The organism is Paraburkholderia xenovorans LB400 (genome assembly GCF_000013645.1).
Taxonomy (GTDB): Bacteria; Pseudomonadota; Gammaproteobacteria; order Burkholderiales; family Burkholderiaceae; genus Paraburkholderia; species Paraburkholderia xenovorans.
On sequence record NC_007953.1, the window covers coordinates 946,867 to 964,939 of the forward strand.

An 18,073-nucleotide genomic window follows, 5' to 3' on the forward strand; every position below is an offset into this window, starting at 1 on the left:
AAACGCACCGGAGATTCGTTCAGAAGCAGGTGACGCCGGCTTCAGTTAGACGGCCAGCTTGAATGCCGCGACTGCTCCAGTCAGGGACGTGGCCTCCTCATCAAGCAACTGGGCCGCAGCAGTCGCCTCCTCCACCAGTGCTGCGTTCTGCTGCGTTACCTGGTCCATCTGGACAATTGCCTCGCTAACCTGCTCAATTCCGCGCGCCTGCTCCTCGGACGAATTGGCTATCTCGCCAATCAATGTTGTTACTTGATCGACAGCACCGAGGATCTCATCCGTAGCGTCGCCGACCTGCTTCGCTTCTTCCGCACCGCGCCGCACCGTGTCAACGGAGCCGGCAATCAGCGCCTTGATTTCCTTCGCAGCGCCGGATGAGCGCTGAGCGAGCGCACGAACCTCACCCGCGACTACTGCGAAACCCCGTCCCGGTTCGCCCGCCCGTGCGGCCTCGACCGATGCGTTTAGCGCGAGAATGTTGGTCTGAAAAGCAATCCCGTCAATCATCGTCGTTATTTCGGCAATCCTCTCAGACGCCAAGGAAATCTGTTCCATGGTTCTAGCCATACGCTCCACCAGGACATGACCAGACCTGGAGCTCTCGGCCGCACGAGCCGAGAGTTCGCTTGCTGCACGAGCCGTCCCGACATTCTGTCGAACAGTGGCAGTCAGTTGCTCCATGCTCGCAGCGGTCTGCTCAAGCGCGGCAGCCTGCTCCTCCGTGCGCGCGGAGAGATCCGCGTTCCCCGTAGCCATTTCGTGCGCACCGGCGCTCACCGATTCCGCGCTTCGACGGACCAGACTGACTGTCTGCGACACACGCGCCAGCAACATATTGAACGCCTTCGCCGTTTCTCCAACTTCGTCATTGCGGCGAACGGTTGCCGGAACGCTAAAATCAAGCGTGCTTCCCACGCGCTGAAAGGTATTTTTCATGAACTGCAGCGCGCGCGTGATGATCCGATACGCGCTGATACCGATCGCACCGGTGACAATCAACCCGAACGTCGCGGCGACAAGCAGAATCCACGAGGCTCGAACGAATCCGTCGGCCATGGCCTCGCGTTCCGTATTCTCTCGTTGACGCTCATGTTCAGCATGTCTCTCAACGGCGGCAAGCAGTTGAGCGCCTGCGATATCGACAGCGCCGCCGGGATTCAGACGAGACGTCGCGTCGGCACGGTCACCGCGTCGAACGACGTTCATGAACTCGCCTCGAGCGCGGCGAAGCACATCTAGCGCAGCTAAATCTCTCTTCACAAACTGATCTCCGGTGCCAACGGTATACCGAAGCTTTTCGTACGCCCCAAGCCGATCGCCGAGAACTGCATCCGCTTTTGCCTCCTCGTCCTCAATCTCTGTTCGTTGAGATTTATCTGCGGCGGCAAGGTAGCGTAAATCCAGACGATATAGATTAGCGACGGCAATCTCGGTCTTGCCCCGCATTTCACCGTAAGGCAGCGAGGCGGCCTGCAGCTCATTGATACGCTGCGACGCACGGCTCAGTTCCAGAATACCGTAGCCGCCAGTGATCAGAATGGACAGCATTGCAACACAAAGCGTTAGCAACAAACGTTGGGCGATCGTCATGAGGAAACGGTTCGGCGAAGATATATTTTCCCGAGATTGCCGGGATCGAATTAAGTGGCGGATATCGGATTGTTCCCGACTCCAGACAGGTCGTGCTGTGCAAGACCTGTCCGGCAGCCTTTCGGGCGATACGTAGAGATTCGGCCGGAGTTCCCCAGGAAGCTATTGAGGAATATCTTCCAGTACGCGATTACGCGTTTCAGTTACGAACAGGGCACCGCTTCCGCCTATCACAAGTGCTACCAGTCCCAGCATCAGAAAAATCTGCGAAAACTCGGCGTGCTGCATTATCGCGCCGATAGCCAGGGGACTGGTAATGGAGGCGAGTCGCGCGAATGATGTTGCAAATGCGCTTCCCTTTGCCCGTACCGTCGTGGGATAAATTTCAGGCGTGTACAGGTAAAGCGTGACCGAGATTGCAGCGTTGAAAACAAACGCTCCCGCAATTAACGCCATCAGGGCAATTTCATTGCCTGCCATGCTATAGGCGCAGAAAAGGGCAATGCTCACGCCAGCAAAAGCCACTCGGAAATATATCTTTCGCCCCAATCTGTCGACAAGCACTGCCGTACCAAGAGTTCCGCAAAGGTACAAAGTCTGGAGCACAAACGAGAACAGCAGCGCCTGCTGCAAGGGTAAGTGCAGAGCAGTCCGCAAGATCGTGGGAGCCCAGGTCCCCACGCCGTATGACAGAAAATAGCATGCAAACCACATTGCCCAGACTGACAGACTTCGCACCAGGCTCGTTCGGGTCAAAATACGCGTTCGCGCCATCGCTGGCCGTGGAACTGCTTTGGCTGGCGGAGGCAGCGTCTTGCCTTCTTCTTCTACGCTACGCTCAATCCGCGAGACGACTTCATCGGCCTCGGCAAGGCGCCCGTGCTCCGCAAGCCAGCGTGGAGATTCGGGCAGACTGCGACGCGCCCAAAGGATAATGACAGCCGGAACAGCACCCAAAGCCAGCAACACCCGCCACCCCATTTGCGGCACGATCCAGGCGCCTACGAGGCTTGAAAACACCAAACCCAACGTGAAGCTCGCTTCATATAGCACGAAGGAACGCCCCCGTCCCTTGGCCCGGCTAAATTCGTTGATGTAAGCCGCCGCAATCGGCACTTCGCCCCCAAGCCCCACCCCCTGAAGAAATCGGCACGCGCACAGCCAGGTATATGACGGCGCGAGGGCACAAAGCGCGGAAAACAACGTGAAAATCGCCACAGAGATAAGGGCCGCGTTGGTTCGACCCCGCGCCTCGGCCAAGCGACCGAGTACCAGTGCTCCCAGCAGTTGGCCGGCATAGCCAACCGAGATCAGCACACCCATGTCAGTCGGCTTCAGATGCCAGATTGCCGACAGCGCCGGCAACGCTGCCGCAATAGCCAGCGAGTCGAAAGCATCGAAAAAAGTCGCCATACCCATGGTCAACCGCAGTTTGCGGAACCATCTCCCTGGCGGTATGCGCTCCATACGAGCAACGATCGTCTCAGTCGAGATCGTGGTATCTGCCACTTGCGGTTCCGTGGCAAGTTCGTTGAGTTTCAACTTCGGTCTCCCTCATTCTCTGACTGGCCAGAGGCCTGAGGCTAGTATCTCAGGCTTCGATATTTCAATACACCTTCAGGAGGGCGGCCGCCCCTTGTCCGCCACCCACGCACATCGTGACGACCGCGTATTTCGCACCCCGGCGCCTGCCTTCAATCAACGCATGCGCGCAAAGCCGCGTACCGGACGCGCCATACGGATGACCAAGGGCAATCGCGCCCCCGTTCACATTGACGCGCTCCTCCGGAAGACCAAGTCGGTCGATGCAGTAAAGCGCCTGGGATGCGAACGCCTCATTGAGTTCCCACAAGTCAATATCCTCAACGCGAAGGCCCGCGCGAGCAAGGAGTTTTGGCACCGCCTGTACCGGACCGATTCCCATTTCGTCGGGCTCCACGCCGGCGACCGCGAAACCGCTGAACGCTCCAAGTGGCTGCACGCCGTGTCGCTCGGCGTACCGGGAATCGGCGACGACGACCGCCGCGGCACCGTCCGAGAACTGACTGGCATTGCCACCGGTAACCACACCGCCTTCGATCGCTGGCTTAATGGCCGCAAGCGCTTCGTACGTGGTAGCTGGACGCAGCCCCTCGTCGCCATCGACCAGCACATCGACCGTTGATGCTTCGCCGGTCTGAGGATCCACCCGCGTCATCGTCGCCCGCACGGGAACAATTTCATCTGCCGTCAAACCAGCCTCTGCAGCCGCGCAAGCGCGCTGCTGGCTGCGAACACCAAACAGGTCCTGGCGTTCGCGCGTAATTCCGTACCGTCGCGCAACGACCTCCGCCGTTTGAAGCATGGTGTCGAAACTCGAAGGATGGCTTGCCTTGAGCGCCGGATCCTCTGCCATAAACGAATTCGCGTACTTCTGCACGCAGGAAATTGACTCGACGCCACCGGCCATGAACACCTCGCCCTCGCCCGTCCATATTCTCTGCGCAGCCAGCGCGATCGTCTGTAGTCCGGAAGCGCAGTATCGATTCAGCGTCATGCCAGGCACCTTGGTCGGCAGTCCGGCAAGCAACCCGATCTGCCTGGCGATATTGCCGCCCGTCGTACCTTCTGGATTGCCACATCCCATCAATACGTCCTCGAAAGCGCCAGCCTCCACACCAGATCTGGCAAGCGCAGCACGTACGGCGTGGGCTCCAAGCGTTGCACCGTAAGTAGTATTGAAGCTCCCTTTCCAGCTCCTGGTGAACGCGGTCCTCGCCGCTGAAACGATCAACGCCTCTCTATACATTTTCATCCCTTAAAAATAGTGCTTTACACCTACTCGCACAATTGCCTGCGATCCCGTACTTGACGGTCCGCCTGACATATACAATTCGGCAGTCTGCCCATGACCACTGGCATGCTCATAGTCAGCAGTAAGATAGATGTCGGTTCCCTTGGACAGGTAATAGTCCAACGTCGCCACCAGTTGATTCCACCGGGAAGAACTCAAGCGCGACGTGCTAGCGCCAGCTTCAAGGAGAAACGCGGGTGTAAAGCGGTAAATGCCTCCAAGCGTGAGCGTCTGCAGAGCGCCGGATTCGCGAACGGAGTCCATGTGCACATTGGTATAGGTCACCATACCGGTCAGCTTCTGATAGGTATAGCTCATGCCTAACGCCGCAATACTCAAACTGTTTAGCGGCACCACGGTCGATGCACCCAGCCCCAACTGGTAACCCAGAAAGGAGGAAGAACCGATCGACGAGGCGGGCGCCACGCTTACACCGTGAATATCGGTGTAAACGGCAAGAGCGCGGACAGATTGATTCGTGTACCGAAGTTCGAAACTGCGAGCAGTACCGTTAGCGGCCGTTCCGGTCCCGGAGTTCGAAAACGCGTACATTGCACCCAACGAAATACCCGTACCCAAACCATAACGGTACTTGATCGAGTTGTTCAGTTGCCCACCGCCGATGCGATCCAGGTTGCCCGGCGCGAGCGAGTACAGGGTCAAATACTGTTCGCGATCTGAAACGAGATACAGGAAGTCGTTCATGAAGTCGCTTTGACGGCCGAGCGTCACTTGCCCGTAGTCCTTGTTCGCAAGACCGACGATAGCCAGTCTGCCAAAGAGCAGTCCTCCATATCCCATCGCACCGGAATTAATGTCAAATTGATCCTGCAGATTGAAGACGGCGTCCCAGCCTCCTCCGAGATCTTCCTGACCTTTGATACCCCAGTATGTCGGCCACTTGATGCCACTGGCCGTCTTCGTCGAGCTCGATCCTTTAATGTTATTTGTGTAACTCACACCTTCATCCAGAATGCCAAATAGCGTAACACTGGACTGGGCAACAGACGACGACGCATAAGTCAGCAGTACTATATACAACGCAAAAAAAGCCTTTTTCATATTGTCTCCATATATATCATATTGTTTTTAAATCAGGCGTTACGCTCCTCATTCATTGTCCGAATCGACAACATTGTGAGCGCTTCATAATGTTTTCCTCCCTCGACCATCCGGGAGACTTCATTCCCGGAAAGAGCTCGCAAGACCTTCGCAGGAATGCCCGTTGCCAAATGGCGGTCTGGGAGGAGCGTGCGCGCGGTTAAAAGCGACAGCGCCCCCAAAATAGCCTGACTACCAACCACCGCTTCATCGAGGACCACCGAACTGATTCCAACCAGCGCCCCTTCCCCGATACGGGCACCGTGAACCACAGCGTTGTGGCCAAGACAACTGCCGACCTCGAGCACGGCATTTCTGCCATGAATGGTGCAACTATCCTGCACGATCGCGCCTTCACGCAGAAGAATGACTCCTCCGTCACCTCGCAGGGTCGCGTGTGGTCCTATATAGCAGTGGTCGGAAATCGTCACTCGGCCAATGAGCACCGCCGTCGGATGCACAAATGCAGAGCCCGATACTTCGGGACTAACTCCATCGAAAGAGTAATATTTTCCGGCCATTGCTGATAGAGGTTCGTTTTTTCGACGTCCTGAACGAAAACCGGCTATTCAAAGTAGCGCTGCGCGTTCTCGAAAAGGACCTTGCTCAACACAGCCTCGGTGTATCCCTCGTTTAACCAGTCGGGGATTACCTTTTCGAAACGCAAAGCAGGGAAATCACACCCGAACATGATCCGGTCCTGCATCCGGCCGCCGATCTCCTTCTTCAGGGCGGGCGAGAACTGACGCGGGCCCCAGCCATGCAGCTCATAGTGAACGTTGGCCTTGTGCAGCATTACCGCGATCATTTCGTCTTGCCAGGGGTAAGCCGGACGGGACGCCAATACCTTGAGCTCAGGGTAACGTGCCGCTACGGCGTCGACATGGCGGGGATGCCCGTGATCGAGAATGATGCCTTTGCCACCAGGCAAGCCCTGGCCAATTCCGGTCAGTCCGCAAAGGATCAGAACCGGCGTGCCATGGTCCACTGACCGCTCATAGAACGGAAACCATGCCGGATCGCCTGGAGGCACACCCGTAACCTGACCGTTCACGCAAAACCCGGTAAAACCAAGGGCAGCGCTTTTGACGCGTTCGAACTCCTCCAGTGATTCTTCCGCCCGATGCGGCTCGAACTGCAACCAATGTCCGGCAACCGTATCGGGATATTTCCTCTGGTAATCCAACGCGTAGTCGTGAAATTGCCGTATTTCTTCAATGGGCAATGTCTTGGTAAACGAGAGATCAAGAATGGCTTTTGCCTGGTGCTCGCGAAAATACGCGGCCTGCTCCTCTTGCGTCAAATAGAGAATATCCGTTCCCCAGACATGACGTACCCGGGCTAGCTCCTCTTCCGTGCGCATCACGTAAGCTTCCCGGGTTGCCCAGTGGGAATGGCAATCAAAAATCTTCATAGTCTTTACTTGTCTTGTTTACGTTTATCGACGAGTCGAACCACTTTCGTGCTGGTATCGATCCTGGTTATGCTCGCGAGACTGCCGACAGGTTGAGCCGTCGCTTGAACCTTGAGCCCAACTCCCTCTCTCAATCGCTCCGCAGCATGCACTGCGTGCAATTCACGCGCATCTTCCGATGCGGTACTCTCGAAGAGAACCTGCATTTCGTCTTGACCGGTAGCTGAGCGCTCTACGATACAGACGAACTCACCGTTGGTATCGCCCATGGCCTTCAGCAATTCACCGATCGCCTCCGGAAATACGCTGATGCCCCTCAGCTTGATCATGTTGTCGGCACGTCCGGCCATGCCCGTCAGCCTCTTTCCTTTGCATCCGCAATTGCAGTCACCAGCATGAAAGCTGAACATGTCATTGGTGTTGAAGCGAATCATCGGCGCCAGATGCTTGAACAGCGTTGTGACGTGCAGTACACCTGGCTCGCCCGACGCTGCGGGTGTTCCCGATTGACGATCGAGGATCTCTACATGGAACGCATCTTCAAAAACATGGAGTCCTGATTTTTCAGCGCATTCAGCGGCTACTGTTCCAAGCTCGTTGGTTCCATACCCGTCGTAAACATCTGCGTTCCACAGGCTTTCAAGCTCTTCCCGACTTTCACCACCCAACCACGTGATGATCTTCTTCACACTCGATTCCCGCACGTCGAAATCCATCTCCGACTGCGCTACGTTAGCCATGTAGCGATAGTATGCGGGGCTGCCGCAGATTACCTGTACGTTCCATCCACGAATCAGCTCGATCTGACGTCGTGTAGGTGTTTGTGCTCCAGTGCCAGCCATGATGGGAACCGCACCTGTGTACTTCCACAGTCCTTCCCGTGCCAGCAGTCCCGCATTCGTCAAGCCAAGAGCCAACGAAACAAGCACCAGGTCGAACGGACGAACGCCTTGCAGATAAAATCTGCGCCCCATCAGGATGTTCATGACTTCGCGGTCGCGGGGCGAGTAAAGCATGGGACGAGGCAGTCCGGTGGTCCCACCACTGGTCTGAAAAACGAGAGGTAGCGGCGCGTCTACCAACGGATCAAGCCCCACCAGGCTTCCCCACGGTGGGGTTTGGGCGAGTGCCTCACGAAGGTCGTGTACCGAGAACGTCGGCAAGCGGTCGATATCCTCCAGGCCACGAATGTCTGCCCGCTCAATACCAGCCTCGCCCCAAAGCGACTGGTAAAACGGGATCTCCCACGCACGGTCCATCTGCGCGATAAATCGCCGATTCTGTTCAGCATGGATTCGATCGGGAGACCAAAGATGCGTATCGCTGGCATAGCGATCCGCAGGCGGGAATTCACGACAAAGTGCGTCGAAATCCAGTGACTGGTGGTAGATGGGAATTGATCCCTCAAACTGTCTCATTGGTGTTTCGCCTACCGATACGTTGTTGCGTTTATAATGATGTAACGATAGTGTAGTCCTTGTGCCGTGTCAACCAATCGGCGTCGGGAGTTTTCCCTATCTGGACGCTACCAGGGGCGCCCGTGGCAGGCCGACCATGGTCGTTATAATTTCCGCTCATAACATTGCAACATTGGAATATCAGCCCATGCCAAAGATCAGTGACTCCGGGGAACCGGTCGAAGGAGTACAGGCGGTTGCTCTCACCCTGAAGATCCTGGAGGCCCTCGCCAATGCCAGGTCGACAGTCGGTGTGACGGAGTTGTCAAAGCAGATTGGCGCAGGAAAAGCTCGCGTCTATAGACATCTTCAAACGCTCGTCACCCTGGGTTACGCACTTAAAGATGAAGAAAGCGAGCGCTACTCAACCGGGCCTCAGCTACTGAGGCTAAGTCACACCTTGAGCTATCGGCTGGACGTCGTCGAAGCAGCGCGCCTGCCGGCGCGCAAGCTTTCCGATGCGACAGGACTTACGGCCGTCGTTGCGCGCGTCGAAGGCGATGCGATTGTTGTGGTACACGCAGAATACAGTCGTGCCGATACCATGCGCTCACCCCGAATAGGCACCACCATGCAGTTTCACTACACGGCACTAGGGAAAATCGCTCTGGCTTTCGGGCCGGCGGAATTGCGCTCCCGTGTGCTGAATGAGCCGCTCGAGCAACTGACTGCATACACCATCACCGACCGGCGGGATCTGATGAAAAAACTGGAGAAGATTCAGGAACTCGGCTGGGCAAGTAGCGCGAACGAAGGGATGGTCGGCTTTAATGCGCTTGCAGCTCCGATCACGGATGCCCACGAACGCCTCGTTGGGATGATCTGCGTCGTGGGTTCGATAAAGCAATTGCCCGCCACGCCACCGCAGAACTACCTGGATGCCCTCCTGTCAACAGCGGACGACATCTCCGCTTACTTCGGGCATGTCAGCCGCATGCCAAGCTGAGAGTACAGTTGCCGTCGACCGGATAGCGCGGCACGGACCCGGGGGCAGGCGGCCTCTTTGGTAGCGATGAGACAGTGGGGCGGCCCGTCCCACATACCTGGCTGCGAGCGACATCAACGCATGGCCGACGCAGTTGTCCGAGAGAATCGAGAGAATCGCGACGGGCTTGGCAGACTGGCCCGCAAATCGAGCAGGTCCGTCCGATCGATCTTCTCCTCGCGAGCGCTACCGGACACGTCACGATATGCTTGAGTGTCTGCGCGATCACCGTCGAATCGGTGTGGACATGGCGCTCCATGTCTGTCATCTGGATGCCGCGCGCCCGCCCCCGGTCTGCATGTCCTTTTCCCACCAATGCTTAGCCGTCGCATGCCTCCGTGTCTGATCGATTTCGTTCGCGGCGGATGCTATTGCATCGCGAAGTCGGGCCGTGGTCCGCTGCTGCGCGGGAGCCCCATGATTTCACGCGCTTCGCGAGGCGTTGCTGGCTCGTAACCCATCTCGCGTACGAGCCGCACGACCCGCTCGACCAGTTGCACGTTGGTCGCGAGTTCGCCCGCGCTGTAATACAGATTGTCTTCGAGGCCCACGCGAACGTGGCCACCGAGCAAAAGGGAGTTCATTGCCGATGGCAATTGCGCCGGCCCGATACCGCTCACGCAGAAGATGCTGCCCTTTGGTAGCAGGTCCACCATCGACTGCAGAACACGAGGCGAATAAGGCATCGCATTCTGAAAGTTACGATGGACACCAAGTACCAGATTGATGAAGAACGGTTCCTCGTCGAAACCAGCCGCCGTCAACGCTGCAACGTCCTGCACGATATGCGTCGGACTGAAGACCTCCCACTCGGGTTTGATGCCGCGCTTCTTCATCTCGACGGCGAGGTGCTTCGAACGTTCCGGCGACGTGTGCATCAGCAGCTCCTTGCCGCCAAAGGTCGCGATGATGGTCGTCGCGTCTAACGTGCACAATTCCGCACCCGCATCCATGCCCTTTAGCCGTTCCTCCCAAAGGATCTCCCAGTAACCGTTCGATGCTTGCCCGATCATCTCGCCGTGCACGCCGCCACCGGTCGAGTTATTGATCACGATGTCGCATTTCGCGCGGATACGGGTATTGATATCGCGATAGATTGCCGCGTCGCAGGTCGCGCCGTCGTCGGGACGCCGCGCGTGTACCGCCACCACGCTTGCGCCCGCGTTGTAGCAATCATAGACGTCACTCGCGATTTCTTCAGGCTGCGTGGGCAGATGCGGGTTCTGCTGCTTGCTGGCCATGCCGCCGGTCGGCGCGATGGTGACGATGACTTTGGGTCTGCTCATGTTGGTCTCCATTATTTTGGGTAGAAGGCCTTGCACGTCCGTCACGGAATGGCCGACGCGGCAGCCTTCGCACGTAGCACGTCGAGAATGATCAGGTCGCGTTGCGCAGCCAGGTCGCTGTCCTTGCGGCCGGCAAGCGCGGCATCGACACCGTCGATCACCATCCGCTTCAAGTCGGGCGTCATGGCCGGCGTGCCCAGTTGCGCCCACCAGTTCTCGATCGGGGCGCCCAGATGCTCGAGCAGGTGCCGCATTCCCTCGGCTCCGCCTGACAGATGCAGATTCGCAAATGGTCCCATCACGGCCCAACGCAAACCTGGCCCATACGCGATCGCATCGTCGATGTCCTGCACGGTGGCAGCGCCGATCGACACCAGATGGAACGCCTCCCGCCACAGCGCAGCCTGCAACCGGTTCGCGATATGGCCGGAAATTTCTTTTTGCGGGTTAATGGGGCGCTTGCCGATCGCACGATAGAAATCGATCGCGGCGCGAATCGCGGTCTCCGACGTCAAGCGTCCGCCGATCACCTCGACGAGCGGAATCAGATGCGGTGGATTGAACGGATGACCGAGCACGACCCGCTCCGGGTGCCGGCAGGCGGTTTGCACATCGCTGATCAGCAATCCCGATGAGCTCGATGCAATTACCACATCGCTTGCCGTAGCGGCGTCGATTGCGGCGAACAGCTCACGCTTCGCGTCGATGCGCTCCGGGCCATTTTCCTGAACGAACTGCGCACCTTCCAGCGCAGCATCGAGCGAATCGTGGAACGTGAGATTGCCCAGCGACGCGCCGGATGCGAGCCCGGCCGTGACGAGCGTCGGCCAATGCTGCATCACGGCGTGCTCCAGACGCTGGCGTGCGCCGCTCGAAGGATCGGTCGCGGCAACCTGCAGACCGCGCGACAGAAAACAGGCGGCCCAGCTCGCGCCAATCACCCCCGTTCCCACTACCGCTACGCGCCGTATCGTGGCAGTACTCATCTCGGCTCCGTTCCGTCCTGCGCACGCGCGCCGTCGAGGAACTCGCGCATTCTGATGTGTGCGTCAGCGCCGCTTTGCGTCAATGCAGCCGTCAACGATTCGGTGAAAAGACCGTCACTCATCGACATGTCATGGATGCGCGACACGGCGTTGATCGCCGCCCAGTTCGACAGCGACGCGTTGGCGGCCATGCGTCTTGCGAGCTGCACGGCCATTTCCCTTCCGCCACCCGCCTCTGCCATGTAATGCGCAAGCCCGAGACGCTGTCCTTCCTCGGCGCTGTAGCTGCGCCCGGAGAGCATCATTTCCGTCATCCGGTCGGCGCCAATCAGCCGTGCCACACGCACCGATGCGCCTCCGCCGACGAAAATGCCGCGCCGCGCTTCAGGAAGCTGAAAGAACGCGTCGGGTTCCGCGATGCGCGCGTGCGTAGCGAGCGCGAGTTCCAGTCCACCGCCGATCACCGCGCCTTGCATGACCGTGACGATTGGGCGATCAGAAAACTGCATGCGCTGAAACACGCGATGCCACCGCTGCGAAGTACGCAGCACGTCGATCGGCGCACGGGTGCTGTTTTCCGCAAGGTCGAGCCCGGCACAAAAGTGCGCGCCGGCTGCGGTCAGCACGACCGCGCGGACGTTTTCACCGAACCCGGTGAAAGCGGCGTCGAGTTCGTCGAGCAGTGCGTCATTGATCGCATTGCGCTTCGCGGGCCGGTTCAACTCCACGTGAGCGAGAGGACCGTCGTACTGCAACTTGAGAAATTCGTAGCGCATGCGGGCACCGGATTCGTTTTGTTGAATATATCTTATAAGATATATAACCATGGCGGCAAGCGGTACCATATCGGGGTTTACCCAGTAAGCTTTCGAAGTTTCAATGAACCTGGTCTGGCCGCTCACTTCCTGAAATAAATCTTATATGATATTCAGATTCCGCAGTCCACGCTTGCGCGCACGTCAAAACAAACGGCGTCGGGACGCAGCGCCGGTACCGTAAAATGCAACTTTCAAGTCAAGAATGGATATGGCGACCCGTACAACCTCCGCGACCGCGGCGCCATCGGCGAATCCCGCTTCTGATCCTGTGCTTTCAGAACTGGCTCGGCGCATCCGTACACTTCGTGCCCAGCGCGGGATGACCCGAAAGCAGCTTGCGCTGCAATCGGGTGTATCGATTCCTCATCTCGCGCGCATTGAAAGCGGCGAGGGCAATGTCTCGGTGTCCTTGCTGCAGAAACTTTCCGTTGCGCTCAATCTGCCGATTCAGGATCTGCTTGCCGACGGGTCGTCGCAAAACGCCGACCTGACAATGCTCATCCAGTTTCTCAAACAGCAAACTCCCGCCGAACTCGCCCGCTTGCGACAAATGCTGACCTCCATCCCGGTAGTCGCGGCGGCCAGCCGACGCCAGCGGATTGCGCTGATCGGCCTTCGGGGCGCCGGCAAATCAACCTTGGGCGCGCTGCTTGCGAAACACCTCGATGTCCCCTTCGTCGAACTCGACAGGATGATCGAGCAGGAAGCCGGCATCGCCATAGGCGAGGTCATCACACTGTATGGACAGGCTGGCATGCGGCGGCTCGAACGGCGATGCATCGAGAAGATCATCGAAACGCATCCCGAAGTGGTCGTCGCAACGGGCGGCGGGATCGTCGCCGAGGCCGCAACCTATGAACTCCTGCTTCGGACCTTCCGTACCATGTGGCTGAAAGCGCGGCCCGAGATTCACTTCGCGCGCGTCATGGCGCAAAACGATGCGCGCATCGCAACGCAGACGCTGCGTAACGATGCGTTGGAGCACATCCACCGCATGCTCGACGCGCGCGAGCAGCTTTACCAGCTCGCTAACGTGACACTGGACACTTCCGATCTGACCGTCGAACAGGCACTACAACGAGCGGTGGAGTGCATCGAGCTGAACGTACCGGTGCTGCAAACACACAAGACCGCAAGTCTGCCAGTTTCGATCGAAGCCAAGTCGGCACGATAATCAGCGGCCCTGCGAGCTTCACGCAACGATCGGCCAGTTGGCGCTGGGAATGATTTTTTATCCGGCGCGCTCGCCAGCGATCCACTCGAACTGGAGCGCTGACGCGCGCCAGTTCAACTGCTATTCGGCGCGGCGGCATTCTGCACGACGCTCGTGCCACTCGGTGCGATCGTGACAACGTCTTTTATGCACACACTATCAGGCGCGTTGAGCGGATCCAACCTGACGCTCGCGCATTTCACAGCGCTCGACGGCATGGCGATGGGTACGCTCATGCTGGCGATAAGCGGCCTGCTGCTCGCGCCCGCATCGCTCTGGGCACGGCGTCTCGACACGCTACCCTGAATCGCGCCGCGCCGGCGGCAGAGATACGCCGATGCAGCAATACCGCTCAGCGTCACGGTCGGGTGGCGTGTTGATCCAGCGACAGGCCTTCAATACGGATCCCATCGACGCTCGACAACCGCTTTCCTAGAATCGATGCCGCAGATTCAGGCGAACCGCTACCTGACTGTTCGTGCTCGATGCCGTCAGACTGGCGATACTGGCTACAGCAGGCTTACCAGTCGAATCAGTGCCCGACGCGCGTTGCCACACGCCGACCAGACCGATGTCCGTCCGTTTCGACAGCGCGTAGTCCGCGCCCAGATTCCACTGCAGGTAATTCGCCGTTTCCCCCTTCGTGTAGATAAAGGCTGCACCGGCAAGAACGCTCGGCACGATCCGGTAGCTGCCGTTCAGTTCCACTGTGTTGAACTGCGCGGTGCCGCCGCGATAGGGCGTCGTGGCGGTCGGCACAACGTTCTGGTAGCGCGTGTTCGTATAGATCGCATCGAGCCGTACGCCGGAGAATTGCAGATTGGCGCCGGCGCCGACGATCTGCAGCGTATCCGCCGACGCATAACCGCGGTATATCGGACTCGTCGCCGGCGACGTATAACCTGCCTGACCTGGCAGAATCGATCCCGCATACGCCGACTCGGACGGATCGTTCATGTTCAGATATGCGGCCGACACGCCGCCATAAGCACCCTGCCAACCCGCGCCGAAGCTCATCGCGCGCGCACGCGAGAAGTCGCCTGCCACGCCACCCGGCGCGAACATGGCCTTGAACGAGAAGCCGCCGTAGGTGAGGCTCGTGTACTCGACGGAGTTATTAAAACGGATCGTCGATTGCATGTTGTCGATGTCGCCCGGATGCGCGCCTGTCCATCCAGCCCACTGCAACGCGCTGCTCAAGCCGCCGAGATACTCGCTGACCGGCTCATATTGCCGGCCCGCGGTCACGGTGCCGTAAGGCGTCGCGAGGCCGACGCTCGCCGTCCGGCCGAACTCGAGTCCGCCCTGGCCTAATTTTCCCGTAGAGGCATCGAAGCCGTTCTCTAACGTGAACACGGCCCGGTAGCCGCCGCCCAGATCTTCCATTCCGCGCACGCCGAAGCGGCTCGTATTGGTCTGGCCAGTGGTGGCCTGGATGTTCGCGTGGCCTTGCTGGTTGTTGGTATAAATCAGGCCGTCCTCGACGAGGCCGTAGAGCGTGACGCTGCTTTGCGCATAAGCGTTGACCGCAACTGCCGACAGCAACGCGAAAGCCGCCGTGGGCAGTAGGGTTGTTTTTCTGAATGACGTCATGTTTGGCGATACCAGCGTGGTGTTTAACTACATCGGATGCCTAACTGCTCTAGCGAATGAACCGCCAATCAGGCATCGACAAGTCAAAGGTCAAAGAAAAATCCCGCACCCTTTCGAACGCGGGATCGGGAAACATCGTGCTCTTGCCTGTTGCCGGCACGAGCCGGCGCGCTTACTCCAGCGCCCGCATGATCGCGCGATGCACGTCGAAAAGCGCGGGGTCGTCGGGATTGCGCGGACGTGGCACATCCACGTCAATCGTGGCGGCGATCTGCCCGGAGTGACGGCCGATCACGACGATCCGGTCGCACAGAAACGCCGCTTCGAGCATGTTGTGCGTGACGAGCACACCCGTGGGCCGCTCGCCTTCGGCGCCCAGCCACATGTCCTGCAGCAGTTCGCGCAGCTTGCGGGCAGTGAGTTCGTCGAGCGCGCTGAATGGTTCGTCAAGCAACAGCACGTCGGGCCGCACCGCGAAGGCCCGTGCAATCGCCACGCGCTGCTTCTGCCCACCCGAAAGAAACTGCGGATACGAGCGGCGCTGCGCGAGCAGTCCCACCTTGGCGAGCAAATCCTGTGTGACGGCGTCGCGATCGCCGGCCACGCCGCCAACCCGGTCGAACGCGATCGAAACGTTCTGTTCGACGGGCAGCCAGTCGATCAGGCGCGGCTGCTGGAACACCACGCTCAACGCGGGCTCATGTGTCGCCCCGGCGGCGCCAAACCGGATCGCGCCGCCGGACGGCCGGTCGAGTCCGGCGATCATGTTCAGCAAGGTGGACTTGCCGCAGCCGGACGGACCGACCAGCGCGACCAGCTGCCCGGCGGGAATATGCATGTCGATACCGCCGAACACCGTGAGCGCCGGTGCATGCGAAGAGGCTTCGAAGCGTTTGTGTACGCCTTCGATGGCGATGCTACTGCTCATGCGATAGTCCTTTCTTCCAGCGGTTGGCATGTCGTTCGATCGGTGCGAAGATCAGGTTCTCGACCACCAGCATCGTGGCCCAGAACGCAACTGTCCACGCGATCACGCCTTCCACGTTTTGCGTGCTGAACTGCGCATTGAGCTGATAGCCGACGCCATCGGACATGCCGAAAATTTCGACCAGCACGATGACTTTCCAGGCAATCGAGAAGCCGACCCTCGTGCCCGGCACGATGAACGCATACAGAACCGGCAGCCAGATTTTGCGCAATACGGTGATGCGTTTGAGACGAAACACTTGCGTCATCTCGACCAGTTCACCGCTCAGCGAGCGGATGCCTTCCTGTACCGAAATGACGAGCGATGGCAACACCCCAAGCGCGACCGAAATCACCGGCGAGAGCAGACTGGTACCGAACCAGATGACGCACAACAGCGCCCATACGAGCCCCGGCACAGTCAGCCCGAGCGTGATTCCCGGCTCGACAAAGCGCGAGATCGCTTTCGAGCGGGCAGTGGCAATGCCGATCGGCAATGCGACGACCAGCGCCAGCAGAAAGCCGAGCGCCATGCGCGAAAAGGTCACCCAGATCTGCACGAGCGCGGCGCCCGTCTCGACGATTTCCAGCAACTGCGCGTAGATGGCGCGCACGTCCGGCACAAGCGGCGAATGCAAGCTTCTCGCCATACCCTCCCAGACGACAATCAGCACCGCGAAGAAGAGCACCGACGGCACAATACGCCGTACGATCGGCATCAGATTCCCGCTGCTGCGCGCAGCGCGTCCGGCGCCTCGTGTGAGAGAGGGTTTGACGGCATCGCTCATGATAATTTCGTATAGATCGGACTGGCCGGCCGCTTGCCGAGAATGCCCAGCGACACAGCGGTGTCGATCTGTTTGTCGATGGTCGCGAAGGTCTGCGCGTCCCACGTGGTCGCATAGGCGTCGGTCAGACGCTGCGGCAACAGCGCCGCGGCAGCGGTCTCGCCCGGCTTGAGGCCGATCTGCGTGGCGATCTGCGTGAGCGTCTGCGGCTGCTGATGCACGAACGAATTGACCTGTACAAACATCTTCGCAATGCGTGCCGCCGTGTCGCGATTCGTATCCAGCCATTTGCGGCTGGCCGCGAGACCGACCAGAAATGGCGAATTACGCTCTCCCGTCGCATGTTTCCAGATGTCCGCGACCCGCGCGATCTCGCGCGCGCCCTGGGCAACCAGACGGCTCGCGGTCGGCTCGAGCGTGACGATAGCCTCGACGTCGCCACGCTGGAACAACGCGAGGTTGGCGGTAGGCGAGCCGTGGATCACCTTGAAGTCCTTGCGCAGATCCAGGCCGTCGAGATGAGCGGCAATCAGCGCCTGTTGCCACGTCTCGCTGGTTTCGGCAGTCGACGCGATGGTCTTGCCCACCAGATCGTGCGGACTGTGATACGGACTGTCGGCCTTCACCAACCAGCGGCCGTGATTGTTGAGCGCCGGGCCGAACAGCACGATATCGCTTCCCCTGTTGACGAGCGTCGCGAGACCGACCGAGCCGAACACGCCCACATCCAGCGAACCCGCGGTCAGTTGAACCTGCATGCTGCCCGGATCGGCGGTAATCCAGCGCAGATTCAACCCTGTGTCGAAATGATTCTGTTCGATCAGCGGACGCCAGACCGAGCCGGCGCTCCCGGTCGAGGGCAGCGTGATGCGGATCGGCGCGTCCGCAGCGGCGCGCGCGGCGCCGGCCGTGCCTCCGGCGAGACCCAACGCGGCAAGGGTCTTGAGAACTTCACGGCGATTCATGAATGACTTCCGTAGCGTCGTTTCTGATTATGGTCGCCTGCCGGACCATGCCGGCACGCTTCGATGGTCCCTTCCCGG

General features: G+C 59.2%; 17 protein-coding genes. 3 read left to right on the forward strand and 14 right to left on the reverse strand.

The features are described 5' to 3' along the window. Window positions 1-45 precede the first annotated feature (45 nt). From BXE_RS41005 to BXE_RS41035, 7 genes are all read right to left on the reverse strand, one after another. Window positions 46-1,590, reverse strand: a complete 1,545-nt coding sequence (locus BXE_RS41005; protein WP_011494035.1) for a methyl-accepting chemotaxis protein — start codon at window positions 1,588-1,590, stop codon at window positions 46-48. 162 nt (window positions 1,591-1,752) lie between these two features. Beyond that, window positions 1,753-3,132: an MFS transporter gene (locus BXE_RS41010; protein ID WP_049782472.1), complete on the reverse strand. Its 1,380-nt coding sequence runs from the start codon at window positions 3,130-3,132 to the stop codon at window positions 1,753-1,755. Between the two features lie 64 nt (window positions 3,133-3,196). After that, window positions 3,197-4,378 carry an acetyl-CoA C-acyltransferase gene (locus BXE_RS41015; protein WP_011494037.1) on the reverse strand — a complete coding sequence of 394 codons (1,182 nt, stop codon included), beginning with the start codon at window positions 4,376-4,378 and terminating at the stop codon, window positions 3,197-3,199. A 9-nt stretch (window positions 4,379-4,387) separates the two neighbouring features. Further along, window positions 4,388-5,485, reverse strand: coding sequence for a porin (locus tag BXE_RS41020; protein ID WP_011494038.1), 1,098 nt, complete (start codon window positions 5,483-5,485; stop codon window positions 4,388-4,390). A 32-nt stretch (window positions 5,486-5,517) separates the two neighbouring features. Further along, window positions 5,518-6,045 (reverse strand): transferase hexapeptide repeat family protein, encoded by a 528-nt coding sequence (locus BXE_RS43725; RefSeq protein WP_011494039.1) that lies wholly within the window; start codon window positions 6,043-6,045, stop codon window positions 5,518-5,520. A gap of 44 nt (window positions 6,046-6,089) precedes the next feature. Beyond that, entirely contained in the window at window positions 6,090-6,938 is an 849-nt protein-coding gene (locus BXE_RS43585) for an amidohydrolase family protein (protein ID WP_049782475.1), read from the reverse strand. A 5-nt stretch (window positions 6,939-6,943) separates the two neighbouring features. Then, complete coding sequence (locus BXE_RS41035; RefSeq protein ID WP_011494041.1) at window positions 6,944-8,356, reverse strand: phenylacetate--CoA ligase family protein; 1,413 nt, start codon at window positions 8,354-8,356, stop codon at window positions 6,944-6,946. Window positions 8,357-8,543: 187 nt separating this feature from the next. On the opposite strand from BXE_RS41035, the gene BXE_RS41040 reads away from it, so the two are divergent. Then, window positions 8,544-9,341, forward strand: a complete 798-nt coding sequence (locus tag BXE_RS41040; RefSeq protein WP_040123491.1) for an IclR family transcriptional regulator — start codon at window positions 8,544-8,546, stop codon at window positions 9,339-9,341. Between the two features lie 407 nt (window positions 9,342-9,748). Here the strand turns inward: BXE_RS41040 and BXE_RS41045 are convergent, their stop codons facing one another. From BXE_RS41045 to BXE_RS41055, 3 genes are read right to left on the reverse strand one after another with little or no spacing between them, the layout of a single operon-like run. Further along, window positions 9,749-10,666 (reverse strand): 3-keto-5-aminohexanoate cleavage protein, encoded by a 918-nt coding sequence (locus BXE_RS41045; RefSeq protein ID WP_011494043.1) that lies wholly within the window; start codon window positions 10,664-10,666, stop codon window positions 9,749-9,751. A 41-nt stretch (window positions 10,667-10,707) separates the two neighbouring features. Next, window positions 10,708-11,652, reverse strand: coding sequence for a 3-hydroxyacyl-CoA dehydrogenase NAD-binding domain-containing protein (locus BXE_RS41050; protein WP_011494044.1), 945 nt, complete (start codon window positions 11,650-11,652; stop codon window positions 10,708-10,710). Continuing rightward, window positions 11,649-12,428 carry a crotonase/enoyl-CoA hydratase family protein gene (locus BXE_RS41055; RefSeq protein WP_040123490.1) on the reverse strand — a complete coding sequence of 260 codons (780 nt, stop codon included), beginning with the start codon at window positions 12,426-12,428 and terminating at the stop codon, window positions 11,649-11,651. The genes BXE_RS41050 and BXE_RS41055 overlap by 4 nt, the downstream gene beginning before the upstream one ends. A gap of 250 nt (window positions 12,429-12,678) precedes the next feature. Between BXE_RS41055 and BXE_RS41060 the strand changes: the two genes are divergently transcribed. Beyond that, window positions 12,679-13,644 (forward strand): helix-turn-helix transcriptional regulator, encoded by a 966-nt coding sequence (locus BXE_RS41060; RefSeq protein ID WP_148223111.1) that lies wholly within the window; start codon window positions 12,679-12,681, stop codon window positions 13,642-13,644. A gap of 171 nt (window positions 13,645-13,815) precedes the next feature. Further along, a complete protein-coding gene (locus BXE_RS46840; RefSeq protein WP_158340956.1) occupies window positions 13,816-13,989 on the forward strand; it encodes a hypothetical protein in 174 nt (57 codons plus the stop codon). Between the two features lie 126 nt (window positions 13,990-14,115). Here BXE_RS46840 and BXE_RS41065 read toward each other — a convergent pair whose 3' ends face one another. The 4 genes from BXE_RS41065 to BXE_RS41080 form a co-directional block, all read right to left on the reverse strand. Further along, window positions 14,116-15,276: a porin gene (locus BXE_RS41065; RefSeq protein WP_011494048.1), complete on the reverse strand. Its 1,161-nt coding sequence runs from the start codon at window positions 15,274-15,276 to the stop codon at window positions 14,116-14,118. A 172-nt stretch (window positions 15,277-15,448) separates the two neighbouring features. Next, complete coding sequence (locus tag BXE_RS41070) at window positions 15,449-16,204, reverse strand: ABC transporter ATP-binding protein (RefSeq protein ID WP_011494049.1); 756 nt, start codon at window positions 16,202-16,204, stop codon at window positions 15,449-15,451. After that, a complete protein-coding gene (locus BXE_RS41075) occupies window positions 16,194-17,030 on the reverse strand; it encodes an ABC transporter permease (RefSeq protein ID WP_148223112.1) in 837 nt (278 codons plus the stop codon). The genes BXE_RS41070 and BXE_RS41075 overlap by 11 nt, the downstream gene beginning before the upstream one ends. Further along, complete coding sequence (locus BXE_RS41080; RefSeq protein WP_011494051.1) at window positions 17,027-17,995, reverse strand: ABC transporter substrate-binding protein; 969 nt, start codon at window positions 17,993-17,995, stop codon at window positions 17,027-17,029. Before BXE_RS41080 ends, BXE_RS41075 begins: the two co-directional genes overlap by 4 nt. Window positions 17,996-18,073 lie beyond the last annotated feature (78 nt).